The organism is Malikia granosa (assembly GCF_002980595.1).
Taxonomy (GTDB): domain Bacteria; phylum Pseudomonadota; class Gammaproteobacteria; order Burkholderiales; family Burkholderiaceae_C; genus Malikia; species Malikia granosa.
The window spans coordinates 1-2,771 of the sequence record NZ_PVLQ01000146.1; the positions used below are offsets into that span (position 1 = coordinate 1).

Consider the following 2,771-nt stretch of genomic DNA (forward strand, 5'->3'; position numbering starts at 1 on the left):
CCGTCTGGGGTCAGGGGCAGTGCGCCCTTCGATTGAATTGCGCAACAAAGCCCATCTACACCCCGATGGTGTTCGTGATTGCCTTGCTGGTCGCCGTCGCCGGCCCGCTCTGGTGGGGCTGGCCATGGCTGCAGGGCCTCTACAAGGCCCTGGTGCTGCTGGTGATCGCCTGCCCCTGCGCGCTGGTGATTTCGACCCCGGTCACCATCGTCAGCGGGCTGGCCAGTGCCGCGCGGCGCGGCATCCTGATCAAGGGCGGGGTTCACCTGGAAAACGCGCGCAAGATCCAGCTCATCGCGCTGGACAAGACCGGCACGATCACACAAGGCAAGCCTCGGCTGGTGCAAACGGAAGTGATGCCTGGGGTCAGCCACGAGGACGAAGTGCTGCACTGGGCCTGCGACATGGCCGCCCATTCCGATCACCCGGTATCGCAAGCGGTGGCCGCCGGGCTGGCGGGTCTTGGCTGCGACGGCGACCTGGAGTCCTTCGAGGTGCTGCCGGGGCAAGGCATCAAGGCGCGAGCCCATGGGCTCGAACTCTGGCTGGGCAATCACCGCCTGATGGAGTCACTGGGCTTGTGCCGCGTCCAGATCGAAGAGAAGCTGTCGGTGCACGAGGCCCGGGGACGGACGGTGACGATGCTGGCCTCGCGCGAACAGGTCCTGGCGATCTTCGCGGTGGCCGACGGCATCAAGGACAGCTCGCGCGAAGCGATTGCGAGGCTCTCGGCGCTGGGCGTGGCAACGACGATTCTCTCGGGCGACAACCAGGCCACGACCGATGCGATTGCGCGCGAAGCGGGGGTGGCGCAGGCGCGCGGCGAACTGCTGCCGCAGGCCAAGCTGGAGGCGATCCATGAGATGCGCGAGCGTGCCGGTGGCCGGCTGGTGGCGATGGTGGGGGACGGCATCAATGACGCTCCGGCCTTGGCGGCATCGGACCTGGGCATTGCCATGGGCGGCCTGGGGACGGATGTCGCCATCGAGGCCGCCGACATCGCCATCATGAACGACGACCTACGCCGGATTCCCGAAATCATCCGGCTCTCCCGCAGGACCCACGCCATCCTGCTGCAGAACATTGCGCTGGCGCTCGGGATCAAGGCCGCCTTCCTGGGGCTGGCGGTGTTCGACTCCGCGACCCTGTGGATGGCGGTCTTTGCCGACATGGGGGCCAGCCTGCTGGTGGTCGGCAACGGATTGCGGCTGCTGCGAGCCTGAAGCCCTGATTCGCCTCGGGCCGTCCCAGCACGAGCGACCCGCTGCCGGCCCAAGGCCGTTCCAGTGCCTGGGTTCATACTCGGCGCCTGCACGGCAGCTTCGACAACCCCCTGAATGAAAACAGCAACACCATGACCTTATCCAGCACCCAACGAGTCCTCGTCACCGCGGGCGCAGGCGGCATCGGACTGGCAATCGCCAAGGCATTCGCTGCCGCGGGCAGCCGGGTCCATGTCTGCGACATCGACGAGGCGGCGCTGCAGCGGCTGCGCAGCGAACACCCCGGCATCGGCACCAGCCGCTGCGACATCGCGGAGCGCGACAGCGTGCAACGGATGATGGCCGAGGCCGTGGCGGCGCTGGGCGGGCTGGACGTGCTGGTCAACAATGCCGGCATCGCCGGACCGGCGGCCAGCGTGGCGGACATGGACCCGCAGGCATGGGAAGCCGTGCTGCGGGTCAACCTGACCGGCACCTTCACCGTGACCCAGCTCGCGATCCCGCATCTGAAGCAGTCCGACTCGGGCGCCATCCTCGTGATGTCGTCGCTGGCCGGTCGCTTCGGCTATCCCAACCGCAGCCCCTACTCCACCACCAAGTGGGGCCTGATCGGCTTTACCAAGACGCTGTCGCGCGAGCTCGGCGAATTCGGCATCCGGGTCAACGCCATCCTGCCCGGCGCCGTGGAAGGTCCTCGCCTGCAGCAGGTATTCCAGGGCCGCGCAGCGGTGAGCGGGCGCACGCTGGAACAGGAAGAAGCGGCCGCACTGGCCAACCAGTCGATCCAGCATTTCGTCGATCCGGCCGACATTGCCGCACTCGCCGTCTTCCTGGCCTCGGATGCGGCGCGCTCGATATCGGGACAGATGATCCCGATCGACGGCGACTCCCAGAGCGCGTCCTGATTGGCGGGGACGCATCCGGTAAGCTTGGGCCCCCATGCCCTATACCCTGAATGCGCCAGCTGAACATGAACTCCTGATCAAGAAGAGCCGCTTCATCGCCTGCGTGCAGCCGGTCGAGGGGCGGGCCGAAGCGCAGGCGATCGTGCAAGGCTTGCGCGAGCGCCATCCGGGCGCGGCCCATGTCTGCTGGGCCTTGCTGGCAGGCGGCCAGTCGGCGGCCAACGACGACGGCGAACCGGGCGGCACCGCCGGACGCCCGATGCTGGACGTGCTGCGGCACCAGGAGCTGGAAGGCGTGCTCGCGACCGTGGTGCGCTACTTCGGCGGCGTCAAGCTCGGTGCCGGCGGGCTGGTGCGCGCCTACACCGATGCCGTGGCACAGGCACTGGCAGGCGCGGACAAGGTCGAGCGGGTGCGCCAGTTGCGCTGGACCTGCCAGCTGCCCTACGCGCTCGAGGGTTGGGTCAGGCGTGAGCTGCAACTCGGCCAGGCCGAGTTGCTCGAGGCCAGCCACGGCCACCTGGTCGCGATCAGCCTGCGCGTGGCCGAAACACAGGCCGCAGCGCTGCGCGCCAGGCTGGACGAAGGTGGCCAGGGTCGGCTGGTCTGGCTCGACGAGCCGCAGGCCTAGGGCCTGTTAACG

The 2,771-nt window shown here is 68.2% G+C and carries 3 protein-coding genes; all 3 read left to right on the forward strand.

Going from position 1 to position 2,771, the window contains the following annotated elements:
- Positions 1-1,223 (forward strand): heavy metal translocating P-type ATPase (locus tag C6P64_RS17625; RefSeq protein WP_146115981.1); only part of this gene is annotated, 1,223 nt, incomplete at its 5' end.
- A gap of 131 nt (positions 1,224-1,354) precedes the next feature.
- Positions 1,355-2,128 carry an SDR family oxidoreductase gene (locus tag C6P64_RS17630; protein ID WP_105749828.1) on the forward strand — a complete coding sequence of 258 codons (774 nt, stop codon included), beginning with the start codon at positions 1,355-1,357 and terminating at the stop codon, positions 2,126-2,128.
- A gap of 34 nt (positions 2,129-2,162) precedes the next feature.
- Positions 2,163-2,759 carry an IMPACT family protein gene (locus C6P64_RS17635; protein WP_105749829.1) on the forward strand — a complete coding sequence of 199 codons (597 nt, stop codon included), beginning with the start codon at positions 2,163-2,165 and terminating at the stop codon, positions 2,757-2,759.
- Positions 2,760-2,771: the final 12 nt, after the last annotated feature.